This is a genomic window from Qipengyuania sp. YIM B01966 (assembly GCF_016461955.1).
Lineage (GTDB): Bacteria > Pseudomonadota > Alphaproteobacteria > Sphingomonadales > Sphingomonadaceae > QFOP01.
Genome location: NZ_JADMNM010000006.1, coordinates 25,244 through 50,093, shown reverse-complemented (window position 1 = coordinate 50,093; position 24,850 = coordinate 25,244). Strand labels below are relative to the sequence as shown.

The following is a 24,850-nucleotide window of genomic DNA, read 5'->3' as shown; positions in this document are numbered from 1 at the left end:
ATTGTGGATTCGATGAGCGACATGACCATGGTGACCATCCACGAGGACGATCTGGTGGCCAGCGTTGCCGACGCGCTGCAGTTCATTTCGTACTATCACCCGATGGATTATATCCGCGCGCTCGGCGCCGCCTACGAGGCCGAGCAGGGCCCGGCGGCGAAGGACGCGATCGCGCAGATCCTCACCAACAGCCGGATGTGCGCCGAAGGCCATCGGCCGATCTGCCAGGACACCGGGATCGTCAACGTATTCGTCAAATGGGGGCAGGAATGCCGCCTCGCGTCATCGCGCAGCCTGCAGGAGGTGGTCGATGAAGGGGTCCGCCGGGCCTATAACCACCCCGACAACAAGCTGCGCGCTTCTGTCCTGGCCGACCCCGCTTTCACCCGCCGCAACACCCGCGACAACACACCCTGCGTGCTGTCGGTCGAAATGGTCCCGGGCCGCACCGTCAGCGTCGATGTTGCCGCCAAGGGCGGGGGGAGCGAGAACAAGTCCAAGTTCAAGATGATGAACCCCAGCGACAATATCATCGACTGGGTGGTCGAGATGATCCCGCAGATGGGCGCCGGCTGGTGCCCGCCCGGGATGCTCGGTATCGGGATTGGCGGCACGGCCGAACATTGCATGAAGCTCGCCAAGGAAAGCCTGATGGAGCCGATCGACATGGCCCAGCTGAAGGCGCGCGGGGCGCAGAGCGATCTCGAGCAGCTGAGGATCGACATTTTCGATGCGGTCAACGCGCAGGGGATCGGTGCGCAGGGGCTGGGCGGGCTGTCGACCGTGCTCGACGTCAAAATCCGCGACTGGCCGTGCCATGCGGCGGGCAAGCCGGTAGCGATGATCCCCAATTGCGCCGCCACTCGCCACGCGCATTTCACGCTGGATGGCAGCGGGCCGGCGTTCCTCGAACAGCCCGACCTGTCGCAATGGCCCGACGTGCACTGGCAGCCCGATGCGGCGGCCAAGCGCGTCGATCTCGACAATCTCACCCGCGAGGAGGTCGAAAGCTGGCAGCATGGCGACCGGCTGCTGTTGTCGGGCCATATGCTGACCGGGCGCGATGCGGCGCATAAGCGGATCAAGGATATGCTCGATGCGGGTGAGGCTCTGCCGGTCAGCTTTGCGGGCCGCGCGATCTATTATGTCGGCCCGGTCGATCCGGTGCTGGGCGAGGTGGTCGGCCCCGCCGGTCCGACCACCGCCACGCGGATGGACAAGTTCACCGAGATGATGCTCGATCAGGGGCTGTTCGCGATGATCGGCAAGGCCGAGCGCGGGGCCGATGCGGTCGAGGTAATCAGTCGCTTCAAGGTCGCCTATCTGATGGCCACCGGAGGCGCCGCCTATCTGGTCGCGCGCGCGATCAAGGAAGCCAAAGTGGTTGCCTTCGAGGATCTGGGCATGGAGGCGATCTACGAGTTCCGCGTGCAGGATATGCCGGTGACGGTGGCGGTTGATGCGCGGGGCAACAATGTCCACACGCTGGCCCCGGCCCACTGGCGCGCCCGGATCGCGGCGGAGGGGCTGCTCGAAGGCGCCTGAGCCGTTGGCCGAAGTGGATGCGCCGTTCGCCTATGCCGCGTGGCGCGGCGCGGCGTGGGCCGGCAGGGGCAGACGATGAGCACTCTCCCGACCCGGGAAATCGCCCGCGTACCGGGCAAGGCGGTGGCCTGGTCGATCATCGGCGTCTGGGCGTGCTATTTTGCCATCACTACCGCGCGGAGTCTGATCGTCGGGCTGGATTTTCAGGACGAGATGCTGTGGCGCCGCGCGCTGGTCAGCCTTGCCGGGGCGGGGGTGACGGTGGTGCTGTGGCTGGTGCTGCGCGCCTTCGACCACCGTTCGCTGGCGGTAAAAGGTATCGTCACCCTGCTCGGCGCGATGCCCGCCTCGATGCTGATCGCGCAGATCAACCAGACCGTCTTTGCCGAGGTCGAGGCCAAGGTAATCGCCAGCGCCAGCGAGCCGGGCGTGCGCGTCTATCGCGACGAGACGGGCAACCTGCTTGCCGAAGTGCCGCACATGACCGGGCCCGATACGGAAGTTGACACGCAAAACGATGGCGCGCGGACGATCACCCTGCTGCGCGCGCCACAAGGGTTCGAACGCTGGCGCCAGCTGACCGATATCGCGCTGGTCCGCTATTTCCTGCTGCTTGCCTGGTGCTCGCTCTATCTCGCGTTGTTATACGGGGCGCAGGCGCGGCTTGCCGAGCGGCGCGAGGGTGAGTTCCGCCGCGCCGCCAAGGCCGCCGAACTGCGCTCGCTGCGCTATCAGGTGAATCCCCATTTCCTGTTCAATACGCTGAACTCGCTGTCCTCGCTGGTGATGACCGGCAAGACCGAACGGGCCGAGCAGATGATCCAGGCGGTGTCGAACTTCTACCGCCACAGCCTGGCCGACGATCCGACATCGGATGTCGCGCTGGAGGACGAGTTCGACCTGCAGCGGCAGTATCTGGCGATCGAGCAAGCCCGCTTTGCCGACCGGCTGGTGCCGCGCTTCGACCTGCCCATGCGGCTGGCCGATGCCCGCGTGCCGGGGATGATCCTCCAGCCGCTGGTCGAAAATGCGGTCAAATATGCCGTCGCCCCGCACGCCCGGCCGATCACCATCACCCTCGCCGCGCGCGAGGAAGCGGGTGAATTGGTGGTGTCGGTCGAAGATGACGGCCCGGGTGGGGCTACGGCCGACCACGGCATGGGCATCGGTCTTGCAAATGTGCGCGACCGGCTGGAGGCGCGGTTCGGTACGGCCGCACGGCTCAGCACCGGTCCGCGCGTCGGCGGCGGCTACACGGCCGAGTTGCGGATGCCGTTGGCCCTTTACGAGGCCTTGTGAGATGACCCGGACGGATAGCAGCCTCAGAACCCTGATCGTAGATGACGAGATGCTGGCGATAGAGCGGCTGCAGGTGATCTGCCAGCGTCTGCCGGGGCTCGAGGTAGTGGGCACCGCCAGCGACGGGCGCGCCGCGCTCGCCGAAATTGCCCGCCTGGCGCCCGATCTGGTGCTGCTCGACATGACCATGCCCGAACTGGACGGGATTGGCGTCGCCCGCGCGCTGACCCGCCAGGAACCGCGCCCGGCGCTGGTCTTCGTCACCGCGCATGATCATTTCGCGGTCGAGGCGTTCGATCTCGACGCGGTCGATTACGTGCTCAAGCCCGTATCGCCCGAACGGCTGGCGCGCGCGATTGGCCGTGTGGCCGAACGGCGTGACGCCTCGCCGCGCGGGGCCAGCGCGTGGCTCAGCGAATTGTGGGTGCCGCACAAATCGGAACTGGTGCGGATCGATGTCGGCCAGGTGGGGCGGATCGATGCCGAGCGCGATTATGTCCGCCTCCATGTGGGCGAGAGGTCGTACCTGCTGCTGCAGACCATTGCCGGTCTGGAAAGCCGGCTCGACCCGGCGCAGTTCATCCGTATCCATCGCTCGACCATCCTGCGGCGCGACCGCATCACCGGGCTCAGGCATGACGGGCTGGGCGTCTGGTCGGTCGAATTGGCCGATGGCGAGGCGCTGCGGATCGGCCGTACCTATCTGCCCAAGGTCAAGGCGATGGCCGGCCGCTGAGCGCAGCGCGCCACTGGACCTTACCCCAGCGCCACCCCACATCAGCGCCGTAATGCTCGCACTGGCGCTCATTTTCCTGATGGGGATCGGCAATTTTGCCGCGCACCAGGCGGTGCTGCACAGCGGCCATCCGCTGCTCGGCGAGGTGCCGTGGTTCGTCCATCTGCTGGGCGGGAAGATCGGGCTGGCGAGCGAATTCCTCATTCTGCTGGCAGCAATGTTGCTGTCGGCTGACGGATCGGCGGTGCCGGGCTGGATTTATGCGCTGTACACCGCGTTCAATCTCGGCGCCGCCTGGATGATCGTGACCCGGCGCATCTAGGGTCTGGTGTGCCGCACGCGGGAACCGAGCGCGGCCAGCACCGCTTAGCAGCCATGGACAGCCCCACCAGCATCGCCGCTTGCCAGCCGATCTGGCTGGTCGCCAATGCCAGCAGCGGCAGCAACAGCGACGAGGCGCTCGAGGCGCTGATCGGTGGCTGCGATCAATCCGGCCTCAATGTGCAGCGCACGCTGCGCTTCCCTGAAGAGGATGCGCCCACCCCCGCGCAACTTGACGCGGCGGGCATCGGCCTGGTGGCGATCTTTGCCGGCGACGGCACGGTCAATGCAGTGATCCATGCCCTCGGTGGATGGGGCGGCCGCGTGCTGGTGCTGCCGGGGGGGACCAAGAACCTGCTCGCCAAGCGGTTGCACGGCGATGTTCCGGCCGAGGAGATCGTGGCCCGCCATGCCGCCGGTGCGGTCAAAGCGCTTCGCCCGCCGATCATCCGCACAGCATCGGGCGAGGCGCTGGCCGAACTGATGGCCGGCCCCGGCACCGCCTGGCAGGACGTGCGCGAGGCGCTTCGGGAAACCGATCTGGCGGCGATTGCCAGCGGCGCGGTTTCGGCGATCAGCGAATCGACCAATGGCGCGATGCTGGTCTGCACCGAACCGCCGCTCGGCCGCGTGGATGGCTATCCCCTGCTGGTGGTGGAGCCGGCGGACGATGGCCTACATGTCACTGCCTATTATGCCGAATCCGCCGGCGAGGTCGTCCAGCAGGGCATCGCCTTGCTGCGGCAGGATTTCCGCACCGGCCCGCACGAGGAAATCGGCGTATCCGACAGCGTCACCTTGTCTGATCCGCAGGGCGGCGCGGTGCGCTATCTGCTTGACGGCGAGGCGGTCGAGGGCAGGGCCAGCGAGACATTCACCGTGGCCCCCTGCGCGGTCGATCTGCTGGCGACGCGCGATGATATCTGACCCGCTGCTGCTGTTCCATATCAGCGACCTCCATTTCGGCCTTGAAGACCGCGCGGCGCTCGCCTGGTGCAAGGCCGAAATCACGCGGCGGCAACCGGCGGCGGTGGCCATCACCGGTGATCTGACGATGCGCGCGCGCCACCGCGAATACGAAGCGGCCAATCGCTGGATCAACAGCCTTGATGCGCCGGTCACGGTCGAGGTGGGCAATCACGATCTGCCTTATTTCAACCTGGTCGAGCGGTTCACCGATCCCTATCGCCGGTTCGCCGCGATCGAGAGCAAGCTGGAACGCGAGATTGATCTGCCGGGCCTTGCCATCGTGCCGCTCAAGACTGTGCGCCGCTGGCAGCCGCGCTGGCCGTGGTCGAACGGCTGGATCACGCCGCCGGCGCTGGCGCAGACGCTGGCGGCAATCGATGCGGTGCCGGCTGACCGCAAGGTGATCGTCACCTGCCATCACCCGCTGGTCGAGCATGATCCCTCCGGCAAACACCTGACCGTTGGCGGCACTCACGCGCTCGAGCAGCTGGCGAAGCGCGGCGTGCTGGCGGTGCTGTCAGGCCATGTCCACGATGCGTTCGACCTGGTGCATGACAGTGCCGATGGCCCGGTGCGGATGATCGGTGCGGGCACCTTGTCGCAGCGCGTCCGCTCCACACCGCCAAGCTTCAACGAACTGATCTGGGACGGGCGCGCGCTGACCGTCAAGGTGCGCAACCTCGAACACGTGCCGACGCCGGCGATGCAGATCGGTGCGGTGCCCGAAAACGCCCTGCCGCCGCGCCAGCCCGGCGAGCCGGTGGCCCCGGTCGATGCGGTTCCGGCGGTCGATCCGCCGGTCCACTGACGCGAGAAGGGCGGGCGCGAAAAGGGCGACCCGTTCCCGGGCCGCCCTTCCATTCCGCCGTCGCGGAATTCGGTTTGTAACGCTTAGCGCTTCGAGAACTGGAAGCTGCGGCGCGCCTTGGCCCGGCCGTACTTCTTGCGTTCGACGACGCGGCTGTCGCGGGTCAGGAAGCCGGCGGCCTTGACCGTGCTGCGCAGCGCCGGCTCATACTTCGACAGCGCCTGCGAGATGCCATGCTTGACCGCGCCGGCCTGACCCGACAGGCCGCCACCGGCGACGGTGCAGATCACGTCGTACTGACCTGCGCGGTCGGTGATGGCGAAGGGCTGGTTGATCACCAGGCGCAGCGTCGGGCGGGCGAAGAACACCTCCTGATCGCGGCCATTGACGGTGATCTTGCCGGTGCCGGGCTTCAGCCAGACACGGGCGACCGCATCCTTGCGGCGGCCGGTGGCATAGGCGCGGCCCTGCGCGTCCAGTTCCTGCTCGCGCAGCGGAGCGGTGCTGCGGGCAACCTCGGCGGCATCAGCCTGCGGGGCATCGCCGGCCAGATCCTTGAGCGAAGCGAGATCGCTGACGCTCTCGGGCGCGGCGGCTGCCGGCGTGTCCACGGTGGGAGTTTCGGTTTCAGGGGTGGTTTCGTCAGCCATCACGCGGTGACCTTGTTCTTGCGATTGAGCGAGGCAACATCGAGCGTGGCGGGCTGCTGCCCGTCATGCGGATGCTCGGTGCCGGCATAAAGGTGCAGCGCCTTCATCTGCTGCCGGCCGAGCGGCCCGCGCGGAATCATGCGTTCGACCGCCTTTTCGAGCACCCGCTCGGGAAAACGGCCGTCGAGCACCTTGTCGGCGGTCACTTCCTTGAGGCCGCCGGCATAGCCGGTGTGCTTGTAATAGATCTTGTCGGTCAGTTTTTTGCCGGTGAACTTCACCTTGTCGGCATTGATGACGATCACGTGATCGCCGCAATCGACATGCGGGGTGAAGCTCGGCTTGTGCTTGCCGCGCAGATGATTGGCAATGATCACCGCCAGGCGGCCGACGACGAGGCCGTCCGCATCGATGATGTGCCACTTCTTGTCGACCTCGGCCGGCTTGATCGACCGGGTGGTCTTGCTGAGCGCCTTCATGGCTGGTTCCTTGGATGCAATGGTTCTGCGTACCTACCGGGGCAGGCGCGGAAGCGGCGCATTTGTGCGGGAGGGGCGCCAAAGTCAAGCAAAAGCGCGGGTTTCACGCAAGGTATAATAATACCGTGTCAGGCCGCGCCCGTCAGCCCGCCAAGCCACGCGGCGGTGGGTGGCGCCGCGCGCGCCGGCCAGCCCAGCACCGCCGGCGTATCGTAGGGGTGCAGTTCGGCAATCCGCACGATCGCCGCATCGAGCAGCGCTTCATCGGTCTTGAACAATACGCCCACCTCCAGCGCCTCGCCGCGTTCCCCCTGCCATTCGAACAGGCTGCGGATCGGGCCGAGCAGATTGGCGCACGCGATCAGCCGCTCGTCCAGCAGCGTCATCGCCGCCGCTTCCGCCGCCTTCACGTCGGGGAAGGGGCACCAGATCAGCGCGCTCACCGGGCGCGGCGCCCGTCGGCATGGAGGCACCAGACCACCGCCATCACCAGCAAGGCGCCGACGCCCTGATGCGCCACCGCGATCCACAAGGCGACGCCGGTCAGCACGGTGGCGATGCCCAGCAGGATCTGCGTGCCGACCGCGCTGTGCACCGCGACAGAGGCGCGCCGGTGATGGCTGCGAACGCGCCGGGCGAGGACGATCAGAACTCCGAGGACAGCAAAAGCCCACCAGCGATGCAGGAAGTGCAGCAGGAACGGATCATGCGTCGCTGCATAAAGCAGCCCGCGACTGTCATCATATTCGGGTACCAGCCGGCCCTGCATCAGCGGCCAGCTATCGGAAGCATGGCCGGCATCGAGCCCGGCGACCCAGGCGCCCAGCATCAGCTGGATGAAAAGCACCGCCGCCGCCGCCCAACCAAACCCGGTCATCCGCGCGCGCGACGCGTGCCCGGCCGCCAGCCGCCGCATATCGAGCGCGACCCAGGTGATCGCCGCCAGCGTCACCAGCGCGGTCAACAGGTGGATCGAGAGCCAGAAATGGCTGACCGAGGTCATCTCCTGATTGAGGCCCGAGCGGACCATGAACCAGCCGAACACGCCCTGTAGCCCGCCCAGCGCCAGAAGGCCGAGCAGCGGCAGCTTGTAACCGGCGGGGATCGCCCGCCTGGCCCAGAACCAGGCCAGCGGCAGCGCGAAGGCGAGGCCGATGATCCGCCCCAGCAGCCGGTGCGCCCATTCCCAGAAATAGATGAACTTGTAATCGGCCAGCGTCATCCCGGCGGGGCCGGTGACTTGCTGATATTCGCCGATCTGCCGGTATCTGGCGAATTCGGCCTGCCACTGGGCCTCGTTCAGCGGAGGGATCGCGCCGGTGACCGGCTTCCATTCGGTGATCGACAGGCCCGATTCGGTCAGCCGGGTAATCCCGCCGACAATGACCATCAGCACGATCAGCCCGGCCACGACCCACAGCCAGCGGGCCAGCGCAGCCGGGCGGGCGGCGGGTTGGGCGGCGATAGCGGGGACAGGCGTCATGCGCGGTGCCATGCAAGCGGAGCCGGGAAAGTTCAAGCGGACGCCCGCTTCCCGCTTGCATCATGTGATAATGTAACATAAGAGCGCCGCATGGCCATCGGTTCCATCTCGATTCGCGCGCGCCTCGACCGGGTTGGGATGGTCCTGTCGGGCCTGTGCGCGGTGCATTGCCTGCTGACGATCCTGGTAGTGTCGTCGCTGGGGCTGGGCGGCGGGTTGCTGCTCAATCCGGCGATCCACAAGATCGGGCTGGCGCTGGCGCTGATCGTCGCGGCGGTGGCGATCGGCATTGGCGCGCTCCGGCATCGCCGGCGGGCGCCATTCGTGACGGCGATGACCGGGCTCAGCTTCATGGGCGGCGCGCTGGCCGTGGGGCATGGCGTCGAAGAAGCGGTGCTGACCGTGATCGGCGTCGCGCTGGTCAGCCTCGCCCATGTGCTGAACTTGCGCCACGCGCACTGACCTCTATGTGGCAGGGATGGACACGCCTCCCGCCCCCGCCCCCATCACTATCACGCTCAACGGCGAACCGCGGCGCACCGCCGCGCCGAGCATCGCCGCGCTGGCTGCGGAACTGGGGCTCGACCCGGCGAAGGTCGCGGTCGAACGCAACGGGGTGATCGCCCCCCGCTCGCAGCTCGCCGAGACACCGGTGGCCGAGGGCGATGTGATCGAGATCGTCCACTTTGTCGGCGGCGGGGACCACGCGCCAGACCATACAGGGGCCGACACCTGGACCGTCGCCGGCCGCACCTTTACCTCGCGGCTGATCGTCGGCACCGGCAAATACAAGGATTTCGCCCAGAACGCTGCCGCGCTCGCCGCGAGTGGGGCCGAGATCGTCACCGTCGCGGTGCGCCGGGTCAATGTCAGCGATCCATGCGCGCCGATGTTGACCGATTTCATCGATCCGAAGAAGGTTGCCTACCTGCCCAACACTGCCGGCTGCTTCACCGCCGACGAGGCCATCCGCACGCTGCGGCTGGCGCGCGAGGCGGGGGGCTGGGATCTGGTCAAGCTGGAGGTGCTGGGCGAAGCGCGCACGCTCTATCCCGATATGCGCGAGACGCTGAAGGCGACTGAAGTCCTGGCGAATGAAGGCTTCGCGCCGATGGTCTATTGCACCGACGATCCGATCGCCGCCAAACAGCTCGAAAGCGCCGGCGCGGTCGCGGTGATGCCGCTGGGCGCGCCGATCGGTTCCGGCCTCGGCATCCAGAACCGGGTGACCATCCGGCTGATCGTCGAAGGGGCGAGCGTGCCCGTGCTGGTCGATGCCGGCGTCGGCACCGCGAGCGATGCGGCAGTGGCGATGGAACTGGGCTGCGACGGCGTGCTGATGAACACCGCCATCGCCGAGGCCAAGGATCCGATCCGCATGGCCCGCGCGATGAAGCTGGCGGTCGAAGCCGGCCGCGACGCCTACCTCGCCGGGCGCATGGCCACGCGCAAATATGCCGATCCGTCGAGCCCGCTGGCGGGGCTGATCTGACCGCCTGTTTGGCAGCCCGCCCCCTAGTTCGCGACTCGATGCATAGCCGTTGCCAGAACTTGGACCCGGTCCAAGCGCTCACCGCTTCTTTCGGCGCGGCTGACCATCATCGAAAATTGTGGCGCCTCACGATGGCGGAAAACCGTTGTCGTCATTCCGTTATTCACCGACCCCTGTTCCAGATTCCACCTGCGGCTAAATTCCGCCGACGACAACACAGCCTCCACGCTAGGCTGCAAATCAGTGCTGCCGCCCCCGGTGATGTGGCACATCGGCAAATCGTCGGAGACGACCAGAATAAACCCTGCATCAAGAGTCGAATTAATGCGCCAATACCGGTTAGCGCGGCGCAACGGGCGGGGCGGAAGGCTGACCTCATCCACTTGGTCAACCAGGCCCATCTGCTCCCCAAGGCCGACCGTTGCCAAAAACGGACCCGTTCCGCTGGTCCAGATTGCGGGATTCAGCACCCACTCCTCACAACCTCGCAGAGCGCCGGCAAACCCTCGCTCAAGGTTGGGCTCTGCCTTGGCGGGGGAGGAGATGGCGGCGCACACCAGCGCCGCAGTTGTCAGCATTCGCATACTAACCTCTTACAGACGAAAGTTTCCTGGGCCAATTGCGTCATCTGGGTGCGGTCGGAGCTAACGCGAAATTAACCATCATGCGCGACTGTGCTGTCCTGACAGGGGGATTAGCCATGGGCGTGAGCACCACCAGCGTGACCATCGCGGAGATGCGCGAATTTGCCGGCTTTACCGCGGCCGAGCAGCGTTACATCCGCCGCAGTCTCGATATCGGGCTCGGCCGGCAGGATGCGTTCAAGCTGTGGGCCCGCAGCGCGCAGGAAAATGCCGCGATCCGCAGCCAGTATCTCGCCTATCAGGAATTGAAGCTGCTGCGCGCGATGGTGCCGGCAGATAGCGGGTTCGAGGCAGTTGAGCCGTTCATCGGCAAGCTGGTCCGCCTTGCCGCCTTCGATCTGGCGCAGGAACGGGTGGCGAGCTTTTCCGCGTTCCGCTTCCTTTATGAACGGCTGCTCGGCGCTGGCGTGCGCCCGTTCCTGCCGAGCGCCTTTTGCGGCGCCGCGGCGCTGCCGCAAATCCGGCCCGACCGGCGCAAGATGCTGCTTCAGTCCTTGAGCGAAGCGGCCGCGACCCCGCACGGCTGGTCGAGCGCGGTGCCCACCTTCTACCCCGAATTCATCGAGCGCGAAGCCGCCTGACACGGTGGACAGCGCGCCAGTGCGCCCTATATCGGGCGATAATGGCGAATGCAGCACCGCGCTTAACAGATACGGCGGAAGCCACTGGCGCGCGCGCCCAGTTTGCCGGCATCCCCTTGTGGGCCGCGTTCGTTCCGCTGCTGGCGCTGGTTGCCGCGCTTACCGCTGGCGCGGCCGGCGGCGTCTGGCTGGTTGCTCTGTCGCTGCTGCTGGGTGCGGCAATCATGGCGGCTGTGGTGCATGCCGAGACGCTGGCCCATTACCTGGGCGAACCATACGGCACGCTGGTGCTCGCCTTCGCGGTGACGGTGATCGAATGCTCGCTGATCGTGTCGATCATGTTGAGCGAGGGTTCAAGTGCGCAGGCGCTCGCGCGCGATACGCTGATGGCGGCGATCATGCTGACCATTAACGGCTTCGTCGGCATCTGCCTGCTAGCCGGTGGCGGGCGGCATCATACGCAGGGCTATACGCGGTCGGGCGTCAGCGTAGGTCTCGCCATGCTGGCCACGCTGGCCGTGCTGACGCTGGTCCTGCCCAATTTTACCACCAGTGCCCGGGGGCCGTATTACAGCACCTCGCAATTGCTGTTTGTCGCCCTTGTCTCGCTGATCATTTACGCAAGTTTCGTGGTGGCGCAGACCATCCGGCATCGCGACTTCTTCCTGTTCGACCTGTCCACGTCCGACGAGGACGAGGATGACGGGATCGACCATCACGAACCGGTCGCACGGCGTACTGCGCTGCTGGCGGGCGCGCTGATGCTGCCCGCGCTGGTCGCAGTGGTGCTGCTGGCCAAGGCCCTGTCGCCAACGATCGAGGCAACCGTCAGCGATGCGGGCCTGCCGCGCGCAGTGGTCGGCATCATCATCGCCGCGCTGGTCCTTGCCCCCGAAGGCTTTGCCGCATTGCGCGCCGCGCGGGCCAACCGGGTGCAGACCAGCCTCAACCTGTCGATCGGGTCGGCGCTGGCGACGATCGGGCTGACCATTCCGGCGGTCGCGATCACCGCGCTGGTGCTGGGCCTCGACCTGCAGCTGGGCCTCGGGCCGAGCCATATGGTGCTGCTGGGCCTGACGCTGCTGGTCAGTTCGCTCACGCTGTCGACCGGCCGGACCAACATGATGCTGGGCGTGGTCCATCTGGTGCTGTTCGCCAGCTATCTGTTCCTCTCGCTGGAACCCTGAGGCGAGTAAGCCTTCGTTGAGAAATTGCCGCCATCACCGGCGGCATGAACGCGCCGTTTCCGGTTCCGCCACGCCTCCAGGTCGAGAATGATGCCGATCTGCTTGCCTGCTGCTGGCGCGGGGCGTGCCTGCAGCGCTTCGCTCATGCCGAACTGACGATAGCTGACACGCTCGACGCCATTCGCGATGCCAGCAATGGACAGAATGGCGGCGGAGACACCAGCATGAACGGGCACCGGATGAAAGCGCTCGAAAAGGCATTGCAGCGCGATCCGTTCAGCGGTCACGCCAAGCCCGCGCTACGGCATCTCGCCGCCTTCGCGAAAGTGCATGAGGAACGCTGCTGGATCGCTCACGGCCGCTTTGTCGCCGACGGTGCGCGCTATCGGATTTCCGGCTTTCGTTATGTCGGCAAAGTCCGCGAGGATTATCCCGACACCCCGCGCGCGACAGGCGAACTGATGCGGCTGTTAGCCGAGATTGATGCCGCAACCGCTCGCCTGCACGGTGCCCTCGGCCAGATCCGCCGGGTGTGCCGCCAGCGGCAACAGGCGGGTGCCCCTCAGCCCTTGTAAAGCCCGTCGAGCCGGGCGCCGTAACGCTCCTTGAGCTTGTGGCGGCGGATTTTCAGGCTGGGGGTCATTTCCTCGTTATCCGTGGTGAAGGGCTCGTCGGCGAAGGCGAACTGGCGGACTTTCTCGACCACCGACAAATCGGCGTTGGTGCGGTCCACCGCCGCGCGCACGGCGGCGCGGAATTCGGGGATGGCTTGCAACCGGGTCAGCGATGTTCCCGCATGGCCGTTCGCCTTGGCCCAGTCGTTCGCCCATTCCGCATCGGGCACGATTAGCCCGACCACATAAGGCCGCCGGTCACCGACCACCATTGCCTGACCGATTTCGGGCTGCAGCGTCAGCATCCCTTCGACCTTTTGCGGCGCGACATTGTCGCCCTTGTCGTTGACGATCATGTCCTTCTTGCGGTCGGTGATCTTGAGCCGGCCCTTGGCGTCAATATGGCCAATGTCGCCGGTGTGCAGCCAGCCATCGACGATGGTGCGCCGCGTTTCGGTATCGTTGTGCCAATAGCCGTGCATGACCAGTTCGCCGCGCACGAGAATTTCGCCATCTTCGGCGATCTTCACCTCGACGCCCTTCAGCGGCGGCCCGACCGTGTCCATCGCGATGCCCGTGGCGGGGCGATTGCAGCTGATCACCGGGCCGGCCTCTGTCTGGCCGTAGCCTTGCAGCACGGTAAGGCCCATCGCGTCGAAAAACTGGCCGACCTCGGGATTGAGCGGCGCGCCGCCCGAAACCATCGCCTTGATCCGCCCGCCGAACTTCTGGCGGATTTTCGGGCGCAGGAGCTTTTCGAGGACGATGTTGAGCACCTTGTCGCCCAACCGATACCGCCCCGCCGCCCGCCGCGCGGCAAGGCCGAGCGCCTGATGCATCAGCTTCTGCGCCGCGCCGCCCTGCTTCTCGATCTGTTTCATGATCCGCGTGCGCAACACTTCGAACAGGCGCGGGACGACTACCATCACGGTCGGCCGGGTCTCCTCGATATTCGCGGCGAGCTTTTCCAGCCCCTCGGCGTAATAGATCTGCGCGCCTACCCCGATGGGGAGATATTGCCCGCCGCTGTGCTCGTAAGCGTGGCTGAGCGGCAGGAAGGAGAGGAACCGGTCATCTTCGCTGAGGCCGAAATCCTCGGCCAGCACCTCGGCCGCGCCGGCGACATTGCACAGGATCGCACCGTGATGCTGCATCACCCCGCGCGGCGCGCCGCCGGTGCCGCTGGTATAGATCAGGCAGGCGGTGTCGCGCCGGTCGATGCCCGCGATCCGCGCATCGACCGCCGTGCGCGCCGCCGCCGCATCGCCTTCGAGCAAACCGTCCCATTTGTGGCAGGTGAGATTGCCGCCCTGGAACTGGCGGATGCTGTCGATCGGGATGATGTATTCGGCAACCCCGGTGCGTAGCATCGCGGGGAGAAGCGGGGCCGACAGCTTCTCGTTGCCGACGATGACCATCCGCGCGCCCGAATTTTCGAGGATATGGACGTGATCGCGTTCGGTGTTGGTGGTGTAGGCCGGCACGGTGATCCCGCCCGCCGCCATGATCGCGAGGTCAGCGATGCACCATTCGGGGCGGTTTTCTGACACCAGCATCACCCGGTCGCCATCGGTAAGGCCCAGCCGGCGCAAATTTTCCGCCACCAGGCAGACGCGCCGGGCGGTTTCGGCCCAACTGATCGTCTGCCAGCTGCCGCCCTGCTTGGCGCCGAGGAAGGGGCGCTCGCCGCGCGCATCGGCGCGGGTCAGGAACAGCGCGACGAGATTGCGCGCGCTATCGATATCGGAAATGTCCAACAGACGCTCCTCAGCACGGCGGCTCGACCGGCCACCTTGGCCGCTGCGCTTAACCCGTGTCCGCCCTAGCGGCAAGCGGGCGCCGGCGCGGGTCCGGCTCAGGGCCGGCTCAGGGGGTGGTACCGAGCGAGGCGGCCATGCGCGGCTCGCGGGCCGAGACCCAGCCGCCCGGTGTCCGCAGCAGGATATTGGCCTTAACCGGCGCGGCGCGGACGGCGAAATTGCCGTGGCCCAGCGCCTCCAGCTGGCTCAGCGCGGCGGCCGGGGCGCTGCCCTGTTCGATCATGATCGTGCTGCCGACCTCCATCACCAGCGGCAGCGCCAGCGCCTGTTCGGCCGAGAGGCCGAAATCGACCACTCCGATAATCGAGCGGGCAATTTGCACCGGAATGGTCCCGCCGCCCGCCGCGCCGATGATCATCAGCAGCCGGCCTTGCGGGTCATAGACCAGCATCGGCGCCATCGAAGAGCGCGGCCGCTTGCCGTCTTCGACGCGGTTGGCGACCGGGCGGCCATCGCGCGCCGCGACGAAGCTGAAATCGGTCAGCTCGTTGTTCAGATAGAACCCGCCGTGCATCAGGCTCGAGCCGAACGCGCTCTCGATGGTCGAGGTGTAGCTGACCGCGCGGCCCGCGCTGTCGAGCACCGAGAAGTGCGAGGTGCCCTGTTCCTCGCCATGCGTGCCCAGCGCGGCGAGAGGCGCACCGGTCGGGCGGCCGGCGCTGACGGGCGAGCGGCGGGCGGGGTCGATCAGCGCCGACCGGCGGGCGAGATAGGCCGGGTCAAGCAGCCCGGCGACCGGCACAGAGACGAAATCGGGATCGCCGATATACAATTCGCGGTCGGCATAAGCGAGCCGCTGCGATTCGAGGAACAGGTGCCAGAATTGCGGCGATTGCGGGCCGAGCGCGCCAAGTTCGAACCGTTCGAGCTGGCCGAGCATCTGCAACACCGCGATCCCGCCCGAAGATGGCGGCCCCATCCCGCAGATACGGTGGCGGCGATAGGTGCCGCAGACGGGCGCGCGTTCCCTGGCACGGTAGCCAGCGATGTCTGCGGCGGTCATGCCATTGCCGCCGGGGGTCGCGGCGCGAACGCGCTCGGCCAGCGCGGTCGCTTCGGCCCCGCGATAGAATGCCGAAGGCCCGCCCGCCGCCAGCCGCTCGAAGGTGGCGGCAAGTTCCGGCTGGCGGATGATGCTCCCCACCGCCTGCGGCTGCCCGTCAGGCCCTGTGAACACCCGCCTCGCGACCGGGTCGTTGGTGGCAAAGCCGGCATTGGCCACCAGCGAGGCGCGCAGCCGCTGGTTCATGGCAAAGCCGTCCCGGGCGAGCGCAATGGCGGGTTCGAACAACACGGCCCAGGGCAGCTTGCCGTGCCGGCGGTGCGCCTCGGCGGCGAGCGCGATATTGCCCGGCACCCCGACGCTGAGCCCGGTATGGACCGCCTGGTCGAAGCGCAGCGGCGACCCGTCCGGCCCGCTCAGCCATTGCGGGCTGGCCGCGGCTGGCGCAGTTTCGCGCCCGTCAAGCGTTTCGACCGTGCCGCGTTCGTCACCATGGACGAAAAAGCCGCCGCCGCCGATGCCCGAACTCTGCGGCTCGACAACGGTCAGCGCCAGCATGATCGCGATCGCCGCATCAGTGGCCGACCCGCCCTGCGCCAGCATCGCCTCGCCCGCCGCTTCGGCGCGCGGATCGGCGGCGCTGACGATGCCGGCAGGCGGCGGCGCGATGGCCGAGCTAATGGCGGGAAGCGTGGTGCAGGCGCCCAGCAGCAGCGGGGCGATCAGGGCGGCGGCGCGAGCGCGAAAGGGTGTGGCCATAAGCGCGGTGCTACGCGCTGCCGACCGCCGCTTCAATCGAGGAAAAGCCATCGCGGCGCATCAGCCGTTCCAGCCCGCGCACGATCCGCCGGGCGATACCCGGCCCTTCAAACGCCATTGCCGAATAGAGCTGCACCAGGCTGGCACCCGCGCGGATGCGCGCCCACGCGTCATCGGCACTGGCAATCCCCCCCACCCCGACAAGCGAAATCGCCCCGCCGGTCGCCTGCCGAAAATCGCGCAGCCGCTGAAGTGCGAGCGCCCCCAGCGGCGCGCCCGACAGCCCGCCCGCCTCGCCGCCATGGGCAGAGCGCAGCGGCGGGCGGGTGATGGTGGTGTTCGAAACGATCAGCGCGCCCAGCCGGTGCTCGGCCGCCAGCCGCGCAATCGCGTCGATATCGGCCGGCAGCAGATCGGGCGCCACCTTGAGGAACACCGGCGGCCCGCCAGCGCCGCAGATTTCGGCGCGGGCTTCATTCACCGCGCCGAGCAGTTCGGCCAGCGCGCCTTCGTCCTGCAGCGCGCGCAGGCCGGGCGTGTTGGGGCTGGAGATATTGACTGCCAGATAGGACGCATAGGGCGCCATCAGCCGCGTCATCGCGGCGTAATCGGTAATCCGGTCGGCGCTGTCCTTGTTGGCGCCGATATTGATGCCGACGATCCCGCCCCGGCCCGCACGCGCCGCGATCCGCGCCAGCGCCGCCTCGGCCCCGCCATTGTTGAACCCCATCCGGTTGATCACCGCGCGGTCCTCAGCCAGCCGGAACAGGCGGGGGCGAGGATTGCCCGCCTGCGGCAGTGGGGTCAGCGAGCCGATCTCGGCAAAGCCGAAGCCGAGGCCGAGCAGCGCATCGGGCACCTCGCCATCCTTGTCATAGCCGGCCGCCATGCCCAGCGGATTGGGGAAGGCGAGCCCGGCGACAGTGATCGCGACCGGCCCGGGCGCAGGCGGGGCGCCGGCGGGCAGCAGTTTCAGCGCCGCCAGCGACAGCGCGTGCGCCCGCTCCGGGTCGAGCTGGAACAGGGCGGGGCGCAGCAGGCGATAGAGCATCGCTGGCGCGCCTATCGCGCGCTTGCGGCCTTGTCGACACGCCATGGCTGGCCTTGCGGCCCGCTTTGCGCCAAGCTGCGGGCCGTATCTGCAAAGGGCTGGTCATGCGCGTTTTCCCGATCTCTGTTTCTCTCCTCGCCCTCTCGCTCGGGGCCTGTGCCACAGTCCCGGCTGCGGTCGAGACCACCCCTGCGCCCGTGGCAGCAGCGCCGCGTTCGGCCGAGCTGGCGGCCACCTTCGAGGATTTCGACCGCGCGCAGCTGGCCACCTCGCCCGAGGGCAAGGCCTATCGCGGGATTCGCGATGCGGATTACGGCGCATGGAACGACCCGTCCGATGCGGCCGAAATCCGCCAGCAGGAGCATCTCCAGCAGACCGCCGCCATGATCCGCGAACAGTACGATCCCGCCACCCTGTCGGCCGAGGACCGGCTGAGCTGGCGGCTGTTCGATGCACTGGCCCGGCGCAGCGCCGCCGCCTTTCCCTATCGCGGCAATGGTTATCTGTTCGACCAGATGAACGGCGCGCAGAGTGATCTGCCGGCGTTCCTGATCAACATCCACTCGATCGCCGACGAGGCGCAGGCGCGGGCGTATATCAGCCGGATTGCCGGGCTCGGCCCGCTGCTCGACGCGCTGACGCTCGAATCGCGGCAGCGGGCCAGCAACGGGGTGATGCCGCCGCGCTGGGTCTATCCTTATGTCATCTCGGATATCGAGAACCTGCTCGGCCCGGCCGAACAGAACCCGGTGCTGACCGATTTTGCCGGCAAGGTCGCCGCGCTGCCGCTAGAGGAGAGCGCGAAGGCGGCGCTGGTGGCTGAAGCTCGCACGGCGTGGGACAGCGCGGCCCGTCCGGCCTATCAGCGCCTGCTCGAGGAGATGCGCCGCCAACAGGCGGTCGCGCCGACCGAGGATGGGGTCTGGCGCTTCCCCGACGGCCCGGCCTATTACCAGACGCTGCTGGCCAATTACACCACCACCGACCTCACCGCCGACCAGATCCACGAGCTTGGCCTGCGCGAGGTCGCGCGCATTCATGGCGAGATGCGCGCGATCATGCAGCAGGTCGGCTTTACCGGCACGCTGGCGCAGTTCTTCGACCATACGCGGACCGATCCGCGCTTCTATCACACCACGCGCGAGGCCTATCTGGCCGAGGTCGAACAGCGGATGAGCGCGATGGAGGCGCGGCTGCCCGAATTCTTCGCCACCCTGCCGCGCGATCCGCTGGTGGTAAAGCCGGTCGAGGCGTTCCGCGAGAAAAGCGCCGGCAAGGCGTTCTATTCGCGCCCCGCACCCGATGGCTCGCGGCCGGGCACCTATTACGTCAACCTCCACAATCTCGCCGACATGAGCCGCAACGAGCTGGAGGCGCTGGCCTATCACGAAGGGGTGCCCGGCCATCATTTGCAGCTGTCGATCCAGACCGGGCTGGGCGATGTGCCGCCGTTCCGCCGGTTTGGCGGGGTCACCGCCTATAGCGAGGGCTGGGGCCTCTATGCCGAGGAACTGGGCAAGGATATGGGGTTCTACACTGATCCTTATTCCGATTTCGGACGGCTGGGGATGGAATTGTGGCGCGCCGCGCGGCTGGTGGTCGATACCGGCATTCACCACAAACGCTGGAGCCGCGAACAGGCGATCCAGTATCTGACCGACAATACCCCCAACCCGCCGGGCGATATCCAGAAGGCGATCGAACGCTACGTCGTCTATCCGGGGCAGGCGACCGCCTACATGATCGGCAAGCTCAAGATCATGGAGCTGCGCGCCCGGGCGAAAGCCGCGCTGGGCTCGCGCTTCGATATCCGCGCCTTCCACGATGTCGTGCTGCGGAGCGGTCCCGTGCCGCTGTCGATATTGGAGGAGAATGTCGATGCCTGGATCGCAGCCGAGCGCGTGCGCGGCGAACCGATCATGCGCAGGTCTGCAAACGATTCGCAATAAAGCGTTTCAGGTTGAAACTGGCCGGCAGCGTCCATAGGTGAGGCTAATCGGAGCGCATCGTTCCGATTTGCCACGTGAAAGTTTCATGCGCCTGTCCAATTTCGCCGATTACGCCGTCGTCACGATGAGCGCTGCCGCCCGCCATTGCGGGACCGCGCGTGTGTCTGCGGCCGATCTGGCGGCCGAAACCGGCCTGCCGGTGCCGACGGTGCAGAAGCTGGTCAGCAAGCTGTCGGCCGCCGGGCTGCTGCGGTCGGTGCGCGGCGCGGGCGGCGGGCTGCAACTGGCGCGCCCGCCGGCCTCGATCACGCTGGCCGATATTGTCGAGGCGGTCGAAGGGCCGATCGCGATGGCCGCCTGCGCGCACGGTGCCTGCGGGGTCGATCATGACTGCCAGATGCGGCCACACTGGCCGCTGGTCGATCAGGCGCTGCGCGGCGCGCTGGCGGGCATCCCGCTCAGCCAGCTTGCGGCGGGCCAGCTTGCGTCGGGGGTGCCGGCATGACCGACGATGTGGATGTGCAGGACCGCGCCGCGCGCGAAGCCGCTGCCCGTGCGGCCGATTACGAGCACGGCTGGTCGGCCGACATCGCCACCGATTTCGCGCCTAAGGGGCTTGATGAAAGCACGGTGCGGTTCATCTCGGCCAAGAAGGACGAGCCCGAATGGATGCTCGACTGGCGGCTGAAGGCGTTTCGCCACTGGCTGACCATGCCCGAGCCCGACTGGGCCCGCGTCGGCTATCCGCCGATCGATTATCAGGACGCCTATTACTACGCCGCCCCGCGCGCCAAGCCCAAGCTCGCCAGCCTCGATGAGCTCGATCCCGAGATCAAGGCGGTCTATGACAAGCTCGGCATCCCGTTGGCCGAACAGGCGGTGCTCGCCGGGGTGGAAGGCGCGCGCAAGGTCGCGGTCGATGCAGTGTTCGACAGCGTCTCGGTCGCCACCACCTTCCGCAAGGAGCTGGAGGCCGCCGGGGTCATCTTCCGCTCCATCTCCGAGGCGATCCGCGAATATCCCGACCTTGTCCGCCGCTGGCTGGGCAAGGTGGTGCCGGTGCGCGACAATTTCTTCGCCTGCCTCAACAGCGCGGTCTTTTCCGACGGCACCTTTGTCTATGTTCCCGAAGGGGTGCGCTGCCCGATGGAGCTGAGCACCTATTTCCGCATCAATGCCGAGAATACCGGGCAGTTCGAACGCACGCTGATCGTTGCCGAGAAGGGCAGCCATGTCAGCTATCTGGAAGGCTGCACCGCGCCGATGCGCGATGAAAACCAGCTCCACGCCGCGGTGGTCGAACTGGTCGCGCTGGACGATGCGGAAATCAAATATTCGACCGTCCAGAACTGGTATCCGGGCGATGCACAAGGGAAGGGCGGAATCTACAATTTCGTCACCAAGCGGGCGCTGTGCCAGGGCGCGCGCAGCAAGGTGAGCTGGACGCAGGTCGAAACCGGCAGCGCGGTGACGTGGAAATATCCCAGCTGCGTGCTGAATGGCGAGGGCAGCGTGGGCGAATTCTACTCGGTCGCGGTGACCAACAATTACCAGCAGGCCGATACCGGCACCAAGATGATCCACAATGCAGCCAACACGCGCAGCACGATCATCTCCAAGGGCATCAGCGCGGGGCGCAGCGACAATACCTATCGCGGGCTGGTGCGGATGGGCGCCAATGCCGAAGGCGCGCGCAATTTCACCCAGTGCGACAGCCTCCTGCTGGGCGACCAATGCGGCGCGCACACCGTGCCCTATATCGAGGTGAAAAACCCCACCGCGCAGGTCGAGCACGAGGCCACCACCAGCAAGATTTCCGATGACCAGCTGTTCTACGCCATGCAGCGCGGGCTGGGCCAGGAAGAGGCGGTGGCGCTGATCGTCAACGGCTTTGCGAAAGAGGTGCTGAAAGAGCTGCCGATGGAATTCGCGGTCGAGGCGCAGAAGCTGCTGGCGATCAGCCTCGAGGGGAGTGTGGGGTGATGCGCCTGTCGATCGGAATGCTGCTCGGCGTCTGGCTCGCCATTTCGGGAGCCGTTCTCTCGATCGGCTTTTTTATGCTCGGCTTTCCGTATCTGCCGCCGATTAACACGTTCACGGTTGCCGTGGTCTATTTGCCGTGGGTGATCATCGCAGGCTTGCTCGCGCTGTCTCTCATTCAAAGAGCGAAAGCCTATGACTGACCGCAAGACCCTCCAACTCCGCGATCCCTCCGAGGCCGCAGACCCAGCCCCCGCGCTCAAGAAGAAGGGGCGCGGGTGGGAGATATCTTCGAGCCGGCTCGACGTGCTGCACGATCAGGCGCGGCAGATGCGGCGCGAGGCCTCGCCGGCGCACAAGGCGCTGGCCGCGCGCTTCGCCAAGGCTGATCTCGGGCGGTATACCTTCAAGCGTTATGCCGTGGTCGGCAGCGCGATTGTCGATTTCAACTGCCACAATCTCGGCATGGCCATCGCCATCGACGAGGAAGGCCAGAACGACACGCTGGCCAAGCGCCGCGACAAGAGCCTCGAGGCTGTCGGCATCCGGGTGATGCGGATCAAGGCGTCCGACATTCTCGACAATATCGACGCGGTGCTGGCGCGGATCACCGCCGGGATGCGGATGCGAATCGCCGACAAGAAGGACGCCGCCCGCGCGCACGCCGCGGCCAATCCCAACCAGCATTATTCGCGCCCCAAGCGGCGCGACGACAGACCGAAATGACCCCGATGCTCCAGATCACCGACCTTCACGCCAACGTTGCCGACACGCCGATCCTCAAGGGGTTGTCGCTGACCATCAATGCGGGCGAGGTCCACGCCATCATGGGCCCCAATGGCGCGGGCAAATCGACGCTCGGCTATGTGCTGGGCGGCCGCCCGGGTTACGAAGTGACGGGGGGGACGGTGAGGTTCAAATCGCCCTTTCGTCACCCCGGCCCCGGAGCCGGGGCCCAGCTTGGCACAGAAAGCGGGACCCCGGATGAAGCCCGGGGTGACGAGATAGACCTCCTCGCGCTCGAACCGCATGAGCGTGCAGCTGCCGGGCTGTTCCTCGGCTTCCAGTACCCGGTCGAAATCCCCGGCGTTTCCAACGTCCAGTTCCTGCGCGAAGCGCTCAATGCCCAGCGCGCGGCGCGTGGGGATGCACCTTTGTCGGGCGGCGAGTTCCTAAAGCTGGCGCGCGAGCAGGCGGCGTTGCTCCAGTTCGACATGGAAATGCTCAAGCGCCCGGTCAATGTCGGCTTTTCCGGCGGCGAGAAGAAGCGTGCCGAGATGGTCCAGATGGGCATTCTCGACCCGGCGCTGGCGATCCTCGACGAAACCGATAGTGGGCTTGATATCGACGCGCTGCGCGTTGTCGGCGAAGGGATCAACGCGATCATGCGCCGACCCGACAAGGCGGTGCTGCTGATCACCCATTACCAGCGCCTGCTCGACTATGTCCGCCCCGATTTCGTCCACGTGCTGGCCGACGGGCGCATCGTCCGCACCGGCGGGCCGGAACTTGCGCTCGAGCTGGAGCGCGGCGGCTATGAAAGCATCGCGGCGTAATGGCCACCGCACCCCTCCCCACCCGTCATGACGAGGCATGGCGTTATTCGGCGGTCGAGGCGCTGGCGCAGAGCGGCGTGCCCGACTGGCAGGCGCTGGCGGTCGGCGCTGGCGAAACAGTCAGCGACAGTCTGATCGTCAGCGATGCCGCGCCGATCCTGCGCCGCCGGGTCGAGGTGGCCGCGGGCGGGCATTATGCACTGTTCGCGGTCAATGCGGCGGGCGCGCTGGGCCGGGTCGAGCTGGAGGTGACGCTGGGCGAAGGCGCGCGCTTCACGCTTGGCGCGGTGATGCTGGGCGGCGGCGACAGTGTGCGCGAGATCGTTACCCGCGTGACCCATGCAGCGCCCGGCGGCACCAGCGAGCAGGTGGTCCGCGCGGTCCATTGGGGGCAGGGCGCGGGCAATTTCCTCGGTACCGTGGCGGTCGCGCGCGGGGCGCAGAAGACCGATGCGGCACAAAGCTTCAAGGGGTTGCTGCTCGAACGCGGGGCAGCCGCCCATGCCGTGCCGCAGCTCGAAATCTATGCCGACGACGTCAAATGCGCCCATGGCGCCACGGTCGGCCAGCTGGACGATGCGGCGGCGTTCTATCTCGCCGCGCGCGGGATCGGCCCTGACGCCGCGCGCCGCCTGCTGGTCGAGGCGTTTATCGGCGATGCCTTTGGCGACCTCCCTGACGATGCCGCTCGCGAGACGCTGACGGGGGCCGCGCTGGCGGCGTTACCGGGCGCACCACGATGAGCCGGCGGGCGGATTTCCCGGGCCTAACCCTGCCCGATGGTGCGCCGTGGCATTATCTCGACACGGCCGCCACCGCGCAGAAGCCGCTGGCAGTGATCGAGGCGGCGGCGCGCGCCCTGGGCGCGAGTTACGCCACGGTTCACCGCGGGGTCTATGCCCGCAGCGCCGACATGACGCTGGCCTTCGAGGCGGCCCGGCGGCGGGTGGCGGCGTTCATCGGCGGGCACGAGGACGAGCTGGTCTTCACCCGCGGCGCGACCGAGGCGATCAATCTGGTCGCGCGCCAGTTTCCCGGTGTGCCGGGCAAGCGGCGCCGCGTGCTGCTGAGCCAGCTGGAGCATCACTCGAACATCGTCCCCTGGCAGCTCGCCGGCTGGGAGATCACCGTCTGCCCGCTGACCGCCGATGGCCGGATCGACCTCGATGCGGCCGAGGCGCTGCTGACCACCGAGTTCGACATGATCGCGCTGGCGCATATGTCGAACGTGCTGGGCTCGGTGCTCGACGTGAAGCGCGCGGCGGCCCTCGCACGCAAGTCTGGCGCCTGCCTGCTGCTCGACGGCTGCCAGGCGGCGCCGCGCATCCCGGTCGGTGTTACCGCGCTCGACTGCGATTTCTATGCGTTCAGCGCGCACAAGATTTATGGCCCCACCGGCATTGGCGCCTTGTGGGGGCGGGCCGCATTGCTTGAGGCCATGCCCCCGTGGCAGGGCGGCGGGGCGATGATCGAGCGGGTGGCGTTTTCCGGCAGCACCTATGCCGCGCCGCCGCAGCGCTTCGAAGCCGGCACCCCGGCCATCGTCGAGGCGATCGCCTTTGCTGCGGCCTGCGACTATGTCGACAGCGTCGGCCGCGCCGAAATCGCGGAGCACGAGGCGGCGCTCGGCAGGCAGCTGCGCGCCGCGCTGCGCCAGCGCAATGATGTGACGCTGTTCGGGCCGGAGGGCAGCGGCGGGATCGTATCGTTCATGCTCGACGGGGTGCATCCGCACGATCTCGGCACTATCTTGGACGAAGAGCGCGTGGCGATCCGCGCCGGCCATCATTGCGCACAGCCGCTGATGGACTGGCTGGGCGTGCCAGCGACCGCGCGGGCGAGCTTCGGGCTCTATTCGGACGAAAGCGACATTGCCGCGCTGCTGCGCGGGCTTGAGCGGACGCGAAGGATTTTCGGGTAAGGA

General features: G+C 67.1%; 26 protein-coding genes and 1 pseudogene. 19 read left to right on the top strand and 8 right to left on the bottom strand.

The features are described 5' to 3' along the window. Positions 1–27: 27 nt before the first annotated feature. The 6 genes from ILT46_RS08490 to ILT46_RS08465 all read left to right on the top strand — a co-directional run bounded on the left by ILT46_RS08490 (position 28) and on the right by ILT46_RS08465 (position 5,678). A complete protein-coding gene (locus tag ILT46_RS08490; protein ID WP_370592399.1) occupies positions 28–1,545 on the top strand; it encodes a fumarate hydratase in 1,518 nt (505 codons plus the stop codon). Positions 1,546–1,620: 75 nt separating this feature from the next. Next, entirely contained in the window at positions 1,621–2,844 is a 1,224-nt protein-coding gene (locus ILT46_RS08485; protein WP_199504211.1) for a sensor histidine kinase, read from the top strand. Between the two features lies 1 nt (position 2,845). Beyond that, positions 2,846–3,580: a LytR/AlgR family response regulator transcription factor gene (locus ILT46_RS08480; RefSeq protein WP_199504210.1), complete on the top strand. Its 735-nt coding sequence runs from the start codon at positions 2,846–2,848 to the stop codon at positions 3,578–3,580. 52 nt (positions 3,581–3,632) lie between these two features. Then, positions 3,633–3,902 (top strand): hypothetical protein, encoded by a 270-nt coding sequence (locus ILT46_RS08475; RefSeq protein WP_199504209.1) that lies wholly within the window; start codon positions 3,633–3,635, stop codon positions 3,900–3,902. 53 nt (positions 3,903–3,955) lie between these two features. Then, the gene (locus tag ILT46_RS08470) at positions 3,956–4,828 is read left to right on the top strand and encodes a diacylglycerol kinase family protein (protein WP_199504208.1); all 873 of its coding nucleotides are present in this window, start codon (positions 3,956–3,958) and stop codon (positions 4,826–4,828) included. After that, positions 4,818–5,678, top strand: coding sequence for a metallophosphoesterase family protein (locus ILT46_RS08465; protein ID WP_199504207.1), 861 nt, complete (start codon positions 4,818–4,820; stop codon positions 5,676–5,678). The genes ILT46_RS08470 and ILT46_RS08465 overlap by 11 nt, the downstream gene beginning before the upstream one ends. An 83-nt stretch (positions 5,679–5,761) precedes the next feature. Here ILT46_RS08465 and rpsI read toward each other — a convergent pair whose 3' ends face one another. The 4 genes from rpsI to ILT46_RS08445 all read right to left on the bottom strand — a co-directional run bounded on the left by rpsI (position 5,762) and on the right by ILT46_RS08445 (position 8,290). Then, complete coding sequence (gene rpsI / locus ILT46_RS08460) at positions 5,762–6,328, bottom strand: 30S ribosomal protein S9 (RefSeq protein WP_199504206.1); 567 nt, start codon at positions 6,326–6,328, stop codon at positions 5,762–5,764. Beyond that, positions 6,328–6,807, bottom strand: coding sequence for a 50S ribosomal protein L13 (gene rplM / locus ILT46_RS08455; RefSeq protein WP_199504205.1), 480 nt, complete (start codon positions 6,805–6,807; stop codon positions 6,328–6,330). Before rplM ends, rpsI begins: the two co-directional genes overlap by 1 nt. 128 nt (positions 6,808–6,935) lie before the next feature. Continuing rightward, positions 6,936–7,250 (bottom strand): divalent-cation tolerance protein CutA, encoded by a 315-nt coding sequence (cutA, locus tag ILT46_RS08450; protein WP_199504204.1) that lies wholly within the window; start codon positions 7,248–7,250, stop codon positions 6,936–6,938. Then, the gene (locus ILT46_RS08445) at positions 7,247–8,290 is read right to left on the bottom strand and encodes a COX15/CtaA family protein (protein WP_199504203.1); all 1,044 of its coding nucleotides are present in this window, start codon (positions 8,288–8,290) and stop codon (positions 7,247–7,249) included. The genes cutA and ILT46_RS08445 overlap by 4 nt, the downstream gene beginning before the upstream one ends. Positions 8,291–8,380: 90 nt before the next feature. On the opposite strand from ILT46_RS08445, the gene ILT46_RS08440 reads away from it, so the two are divergent. Continuing rightward, complete coding sequence (locus ILT46_RS08440; RefSeq protein WP_199504202.1) at positions 8,381–8,752, top strand: MerC domain-containing protein; 372 nt, start codon at positions 8,381–8,383, stop codon at positions 8,750–8,752. A gap of 16 nt (positions 8,753–8,768) precedes the next feature. Next, entirely contained in the window at positions 8,769–9,782 is a 1,014-nt protein-coding gene (gene thiS / locus ILT46_RS08435) for a sulfur carrier protein ThiS (protein ID WP_199504201.1), read from the top strand. Positions 9,783–9,805: 23 nt separating this feature from the next. On the opposite strand, the gene ILT46_RS08430 is transcribed toward thiS, so the two are convergent. After that, the gene (locus tag ILT46_RS08430) at positions 9,806–10,360 is read right to left on the bottom strand and encodes a hypothetical protein (protein ID WP_199504200.1); all 555 of its coding nucleotides are present in this window, start codon (positions 10,358–10,360) and stop codon (positions 9,806–9,808) included. A 122-nt stretch (positions 10,361–10,482) separates the two neighbouring features. On the opposite strand from ILT46_RS08430, the gene ILT46_RS08425 reads away from it, so the two are divergent. From ILT46_RS08425 to ILT46_RS08415, 3 genes are read left to right on the top strand one after another with little or no spacing between them, the layout of a single operon-like run. Then, complete coding sequence (locus tag ILT46_RS08425) at positions 10,483–11,007, top strand: hypothetical protein (protein ID WP_199504199.1); 525 nt, start codon at positions 10,483–10,485, stop codon at positions 11,005–11,007. A gap of 41 nt (positions 11,008–11,048) precedes the next feature. After that, positions 11,049–12,194: a calcium:proton antiporter gene (locus ILT46_RS08420; RefSeq protein ID WP_199504198.1), complete on the top strand. Its 1,146-nt coding sequence runs from the start codon at positions 11,049–11,051 to the stop codon at positions 12,192–12,194. Between the two features lie 44 nt (positions 12,195–12,238). Further along, a complete protein-coding gene (locus ILT46_RS08415) occupies positions 12,239–12,769 on the top strand; it encodes a hypothetical protein (protein ID WP_199504197.1) in 531 nt (176 codons plus the stop codon). Here the strand turns inward: ILT46_RS08415 and ILT46_RS08410 are convergent. From ILT46_RS08410 to ILT46_RS08400, 3 genes are all read right to left on the bottom strand, one after another. Then, the gene (locus ILT46_RS08410; RefSeq protein WP_370592390.1) at positions 12,757–14,565 is read right to left on the bottom strand and encodes an AMP-dependent synthetase/ligase; all 1,809 of its coding nucleotides are present in this window, start codon (positions 14,563–14,565) and stop codon (positions 12,757–12,759) included. The two genes, ILT46_RS08415 and ILT46_RS08410, sit on opposite strands and share 13 nt — an antisense overlap. Positions 14,566–14,674: 109 nt before the next feature. Continuing rightward, entirely contained in the window at positions 14,675–16,390 is a 1,716-nt protein-coding gene (locus ILT46_RS08405; RefSeq protein WP_199504196.1) for a gamma-glutamyltransferase family protein, read from the bottom strand. A 10-nt stretch (positions 16,391–16,400) separates the two neighbouring features. Continuing rightward, a complete protein-coding gene (locus ILT46_RS08400; RefSeq protein ID WP_199504195.1) occupies positions 16,401–17,441 on the bottom strand; it encodes a quinone-dependent dihydroorotate dehydrogenase in 1,041 nt (346 codons plus the stop codon). 104 nt (positions 17,442–17,545) lie between these two features. Here ILT46_RS08400 and ILT46_RS08395 point away from each other — a divergent pair, with 104 nt between their 5' ends. From ILT46_RS08395 to ILT46_RS08360, 8 genes and pseudogenes are all read left to right on the top strand, one after another. After that, positions 17,546–19,390, top strand: coding sequence for a DUF885 domain-containing protein (locus tag ILT46_RS08395; RefSeq protein ID WP_199504194.1), 1,845 nt, complete (start codon positions 17,546–17,548; stop codon positions 19,388–19,390). 85 nt (positions 19,391–19,475) lie between these two features. Further along, positions 19,476–19,895 carry an RrF2 family transcriptional regulator gene (locus ILT46_RS08390; protein ID WP_199504193.1) on the top strand — a complete coding sequence of 140 codons (420 nt, stop codon included), beginning with the start codon at positions 19,476–19,478 and terminating at the stop codon, positions 19,893–19,895. Further along, a complete protein-coding gene (gene sufB, locus ILT46_RS08385) occupies positions 19,892–21,373 on the top strand; it encodes a Fe-S cluster assembly protein SufB (protein ID WP_199504192.1) in 1,482 nt (493 codons plus the stop codon). The genes ILT46_RS08390 and sufB overlap by 4 nt, the downstream gene beginning before the upstream one ends. Then, positions 21,373–21,573, top strand: coding sequence for a hypothetical protein (locus ILT46_RS08380; protein ID WP_199504191.1), 201 nt, complete (start codon positions 21,373–21,375; stop codon positions 21,571–21,573). Before sufB ends, ILT46_RS08380 begins: the two co-directional genes overlap by 1 nt. Further along, positions 21,566–22,096 carry an endonuclease domain-containing protein gene (locus ILT46_RS08375; protein WP_199504190.1) on the top strand — a complete coding sequence of 177 codons (531 nt, stop codon included), beginning with the start codon at positions 21,566–21,568 and terminating at the stop codon, positions 22,094–22,096. The genes ILT46_RS08380 and ILT46_RS08375 overlap by 8 nt, the downstream gene beginning before the upstream one ends. A gap of 65 nt (positions 22,097–22,161) precedes the next feature. Beyond that, positions 22,162–22,926, top strand: a pseudogene (sufC, locus tag ILT46_RS08370) (Fe-S cluster assembly ATPase SufC); the annotation flags it as partial. Continuing rightward, complete coding sequence (locus tag ILT46_RS08365; protein ID WP_199504188.1) at positions 22,926–23,669, top strand: SufD family Fe-S cluster assembly protein; 744 nt, start codon at positions 22,926–22,928, stop codon at positions 23,667–23,669. The pseudogene sufC and the gene ILT46_RS08365, both read left to right, overlap by 1 nt. After that, positions 23,666–24,847: an aminotransferase class V-fold PLP-dependent enzyme gene (locus ILT46_RS08360; protein WP_199504187.1), complete on the top strand. Its 1,182-nt coding sequence runs from the start codon at positions 23,666–23,668 to the stop codon at positions 24,845–24,847. Before ILT46_RS08365 ends, ILT46_RS08360 begins: the two co-directional genes overlap by 4 nt. Positions 24,848–24,850 lie beyond the last annotated feature (3 nt).